General features: G+C 39.4%; 2 protein-coding genes. One reads left to right on the forward strand and one right to left on the reverse strand.

Translation table 11 applies throughout. The features are described from left to right. The first annotated feature begins 362 nt into the window (after window positions 1-362). Entirely contained in the window at window positions 363-569 is a 207-nt protein-coding gene (locus tag AC3DU7_RS23345) for a hypothetical protein (protein WP_488041689.1), read from the forward strand. 731 nt (window positions 570-1,300) lie between these two features. On the opposite strand, the gene AC3DU7_RS23350 is transcribed toward AC3DU7_RS23345, so the two are convergent. Next, a complete protein-coding gene (locus AC3DU7_RS23350) occupies window positions 1,301-3,973 on the reverse strand; it encodes a DUF3536 domain-containing protein (RefSeq protein ID WP_488041690.1) in 2,673 nt (890 codons plus the stop codon). Window positions 3,974-5,660: the final 1,687 nt, after the last annotated feature.

Below are 5,660 nucleotides of genomic sequence, written 5' to 3' on the forward strand. Positions count from 1 at the left end.
ATCTATGTGCAATTAGGCGGATTTGATATGAAACCCCATCCAATTGTTCCTTCTGCCCTCTGCCCTATGCCCTATGCTTTCTGCTTTTGTTTATTGACAATGTTTCAATAAAAAGTTAAACTAGATCGAATAACAAAATCCATCGTTCATCTTTCCCACAGTGTAAATTGGCTGATTAACCAAGAGCTTGAGGAAGACGGAAGTAGGGGCTAGAAATATTAGCTAAAAATAAAAACTTACTTAAATAATTATCTTCAACAAGGTTCTAGAAAAAGCTTCAATCTTGCATGGGTTATTTTGAGTAAGTTCAGCAAAATAATCTATCCCGAAGGAACGTACTACTATTATTTGAGGTAGTTGTAATGATTTCGACTTCATTGATGAGTCTCGTCATTTGTTTCTTTGCTGTTTATGTTTACGCCAATACCACTGAAGAGATTGTTAAGATTGTCACGGCAGGAATAGCATTACTTTGTCTATTTTTGAGCATTGTTTTTGCTCCTTGGACAATTGTTTTAGCCTTGGTTATATCCTTAGTGTTTTTTCAATTTCCATTGTTAAAATATTAAGGAAGAATACTATATAGCATCCTAATTTCAATTTCATCGAATACCAAACGAAAAAATAAATCCACTTCTTAATTTGAGGTGGATTTTTTTGATTTCAATCAGCAACACCTTGAGAAGTTTTGTATAGCGCTGCGCGCAGGCAACAGGCAATAGGCAACAGGCAACAGGGGGAATAAAAAGCTTATCATATAAAACTTTTAACTATTGGACACTTCCTGCAATTTGTAAATATGCCAGCGCACATTGCTATATTTGTTACACTAAGCACATGATTGAAATACTGCCTGTCTAATGCTTTGCTGTCTTCTTTCAAAATAAACTGTATTAACAAGCTATCAGCTATCAGCTATCAGCTAAAATCGGCGGGTTTACAGCGGTTTTCATTTGGGTAAGCCACAGTAGAGACACTCCATGGAACGTCCCTACAAGATTTTGCTTGTGAAGATGTGGTTCATCAAGAGCGAAAAGCGCTGTAAGTCACCCACTATATTTGAAAAATTGGCATTGCATAATTGTGGGATGATTTTACAAGAGAGGATCGACTATCATCCCCGTGTCTCCGTGTCTCCGTGTCCCCGTGTCGGTCTCAATCATCCCAGTATTCAGCAACGCCGAAAAATTAGTGGTGTGCGTATTCTGGTGGTTTGTAGACGCGGAGCAACTTCTCTTGAGTATCCCCCATCATACGCCTTGAGAGCTGACCGCTGACCGCTGACTGCTGACTGCTATTTTCAATACAATTGATTCAACCATTGATCGACATCAATAGCCAGCTTCTTACCTAATTGTAATAACTTGTTAATTTGAGGCAATTCCCAAGCTTCCCCTTCCTCTACAGCATTATCTTGTATTTCAGCATTATTTCGCCTTTGAATATAATCTAAACATAGAGGCACAACATGATTATCTAGAGATTGGAAATAAATCTCTTGAGCATTAGTTAAAGATAAACCTAGATTTAATCGATCGCCTACTTCAATAATTCGCTCTAAATTGTAGATATCTTCCTCTACATTATGACGATCGCGATCGTGCAAAATATGCCGGAGCGAACTAACAATTAACCTTTCTAAAGCTTCCTTAACTTCCAGGTTGTGGAACCGACACTGCTGGTCATTCACTTCCGCCGCAAGTGCTTCCAACTCTGCTAAATAACTAACATTCAATTTGCCATCACTGCTTTCCTTCTCTAGTCCTCTCACACTTGTCAATAATCGATGACCCAATGCCACTTCAGCAGCTACCTGCAACTCCTGAGGCACAGGTAAATTATCTCGGCGGAAAGCCATCATTATGCTATAATTGTCCCGATAAACCTGGCTATATAATTGCTCCAAGCGATTTAGAGTTTCCTGATTCAGTAGCCCCATTATCCGTTGACGTTCCTCTGCAAACAGATCCTCTAAGCTAAATGAACGTTCTCCAAATAACTCAGTCATAGTCACGATCGCATTTGCCACACTGGCTTTTTGAAAGGCATCAAATAACTGTTGTTTCAGTTCAGTATAAACCCTGCGTCCGTTAAACGAGCGAATACAGCAATGGAAATCCCATCCCCCTAAATGCAGTACAGCAAAAACAAAGTTTTTACACTCTAATGTAATTTCTGAAACCAATTGTAACTGGCCTACTGCTAAACTGAGATTACCCATGCGTCGCATTTGATAATCATGTTGTTTGGCGTTGTAACAGTAAATTCGTTGTTCGCGAGTATAAGTAGTAAACAAAGAATTAATGGCGTAGTGAGCTGCTACTTGCTCTAGGCTAATTTTAGCTGTACTAACTAATTGTCGATAAACTTCATCACCTGTTTTGAACAACTCTACATTACTGGGGGCAAGAGCAAGTCGGCCGATAAATTCTTTTTCTAACTGTACTCCTGATACATCCTCAGCTAATTCTATTCCTCTCGCTGCATAACGTAAAATTTGAGTTCCTTCTGGTCGGGATATTTCATCAAAAAACCAGCCACAACTTGTAAACATTAATAGAGAATGTCTTTGCATTTCTAGTAAACGCAAAGCATCTACTTTTTCTATTTCTGTAAGTTCGTGGGTTTGATGTTTAGATAAGAAGTCATTAATGTTAGTAATAGAGCGGTCGAGAATTACTTTAATGTATTCATCTCGTGCTGCCCAAACATTGTTGAAGAAGTGACTACCAAAGTCTTCATAAATGCCAACAAATCGATCCCGCAGCCAATTTAGTGAATCTCGTAATGGTCTGCGCCATTTTTGATTCCAAGTACCTCCACCACCGCAACCACAATCATCTTGCCAACGGTCAACACCATGAGAACAACTCCAAGCTGTTACTGGTTTTAATACAACTTCCCAAGTAGGGGAACTAATGCTGAGATAATGAGCAAAGTTGGTAACTGTCCAGTCTCGCTGAGGAAATTCTCCTAAGAAGGCATAGGCAAGGCATTTTTCTGTACCGCCTTTGTGATGACCGAATGTTTCGCCGTCAGTGGCAACAGAAATTAATTGGGAAGGTCGGTGGTCTCCCCGCACAGCTTGGCCTAATCGTCCGGCAAAGTTATCGGAACTATTCAGGACATCGTTGAAGCCCATATCTCTTGATATTGGACCATCATAGAAGAAGATATCAATGTATGGAGTTTCTGTGGAGTTATCGCTGTTATTTGGTAAGAAACAACGATAAGGACGGGTGGGATCGATTTGACTGCCACCTACTTCTATCCATTCGGGATCGGGGTTGTCTGTGCTTGGTAAGGGGCGACAACGTTCTGCTTGGGAAGGCGCTAAGATAATAAAACGAATTCCTTCATCGACTAAGACTTCTAGGGTTGGATAGTCTACTGCTGTTTCTGCTAGCCACATTCCTTCTGGATCGCGACCAAACCTAGAGCGAAAGTCTTCTTTACCCCATCGAATTTGAGTGTATTTATCTTGTTCATTGGCTAGGGGTAAGATGATATGGTTATATGCTTGAGCGATCGCGTTGCCATGTCCATCTAGTCGTTGGCAACTTTTGTGGTCTGCTTCGATAATTTTTTGATAGACTTCCATATCGTGACGCTCTAACCAACTCATTAAGGTTGGACCGATATTGAAGCTCAGATATTCAAAGTTATTGGCGATCCCCACCAATTCTCCTCGGTCGTTTAAGACTCTGGCAAAGGCATTGGGGCGATAGCATTCGTGTAAAATTCGCTCATTCCAGTCATGGTTTGGAGCTGCACTAGGTTGACGTTCGATAGCATCTAGATAAGGATTTTCTCTTGGTGGTTGATAGAAGTGACCGTGGATCGTTACATAAATTCCTGTAGCAGTATTAGAAGGTGCTACAGAAGTTGTCTGAACGTTTGTTGTTTCAGGCAATGATACTTCTACAACAGAGTCGTTAAGTTGATTCAATTTATTCTCAAATGAGGAAACCATGCGATCGCATTCTCCTTTTTAAATAATAATTATTGGCTTCGTCTTAGTTTGACGAAACTGCTAGATTTAGAATTATTTTTAAATATTAAATACGGTTGTTTAATTCTAAATCTAAGTTGATTTACTTTAAATTTCAATTAGATTTTCTACTTTTAGCCATTATTGCAGAGTTAATGAAAGGCAGATTATGTTTAGATGCTCTTGATTAGTTGTCCAAGCTCTTCAATGGAAAGCTACAGGATTTTCGTTTTCTTTACATTAATTGGTAGATTAGAATTTTGCTAGTTTAATACAGTATTGAGAGCTTGCTTGCAGAGTTAAAAAAGATTTAATAGTTATGTCTGTAATTTGTATCATAAAGTCTAACTTACTTAAAAAGCAAGACCGTAGTTATAAAACTTAATTTTACTTATAATTTTCTGTACATTAGTAACATTACTTTTCATTTCATCAATGTTTTTCTGGCGAGGATGTATAAAAAGTTGGTGGTAGTGCAGTAGATGGAGTGTGCGGAGTAGGAAGCAAATTTCAACTTTTTGCCCCTGTTGTCTAACTGAGTTTTCTGAGTTTGGTACATAGAGTTATTGTTTTGCTGACGCATTACTCCGTTAACGCTACGCATTTCATGTCGCGGAGCATTGCTTCAGCACTCGCAATCACCGGTTATAATCTCCGATATTAACGAGCTAGTATCAAAAAAAGTCTCCTATGATAGCAAATATTAAGTCGGTTAGGACATAAAGTAATAATGAAGAGTTTGGAATTCGAGAGACTGTTGCTTCAAAGGAGTGTGCAAAAATGGTAGCTAGTTTTGCTGTTCAGATATGACCTGGTGGCACTTCATTCCGACCTCTGTATCCGACACAGTAATGGATTGTGGTTTTATAGTTTCCCAAAATCAAGTAAAAAAACTAACGTTTTAAAGTCTATCGTTTATCACAACTTTATACTTGTTGTCTGTTTCCTACTATACTAAAGAGTGCTAGTGCAGAATGGCGGAAATAACTGACCAGTTACAAAATCCTAAAAGCCTTACCGAATAATTAAGGTTTAAAGCCTCTCCATTCATGGAGAAACAAGAAAAAGTTTTCCTTTTATTCAATCCTCTTCCTTTTAGGGAGAGGTAATTATCAATTATCAATTAATGAACAATCAATACTTCTGACTTCTGACTTCCGCGTAGTGGCACTAGATTGGCTTGCTCAGATACCATCTGGTGGCACTTTGTTCCGACTTCTATCTCTAATGCGCTGATGGGATGAGGTTTTTTAGTCTTTCAAGATGAAGTAAAAATGTTAACCTTTTAGCAAGCTTCACAGCTTTTACCTGTTGTCTGTTTCCTACTATACAAGTTGATGTCAAACCATTAGAAAATGGTAAAAGCGATAATTTGAGTTGATACCAACTTCAGTTAATTTATTGTCCTCAAAAGGCCATTATATTATGTCCGGTTTAATACTTATACCTTAGAGAAAGTAAGGCAGAAGGCAGAGTGCAGAAGGCAGAAGGCAGAAGGAAAGAAGAAAGTTTTAAGGTATAGCGCTGTGCGCAGCTCATTTGGCAGTAGGCAATAGCGGTCAGACCCCGCGCCGCCGCTAGGCGCAAGCGGTCGGAACCCGCGCCGCCGACAGGCGCAAGGGAACGCCGACCAAGAGAGGGAATGCTGACCAAGAGAGGCAGTAGGGGG

The sequence above is a fragment of the Okeania sp. genome (genome assembly GCF_983059655.1).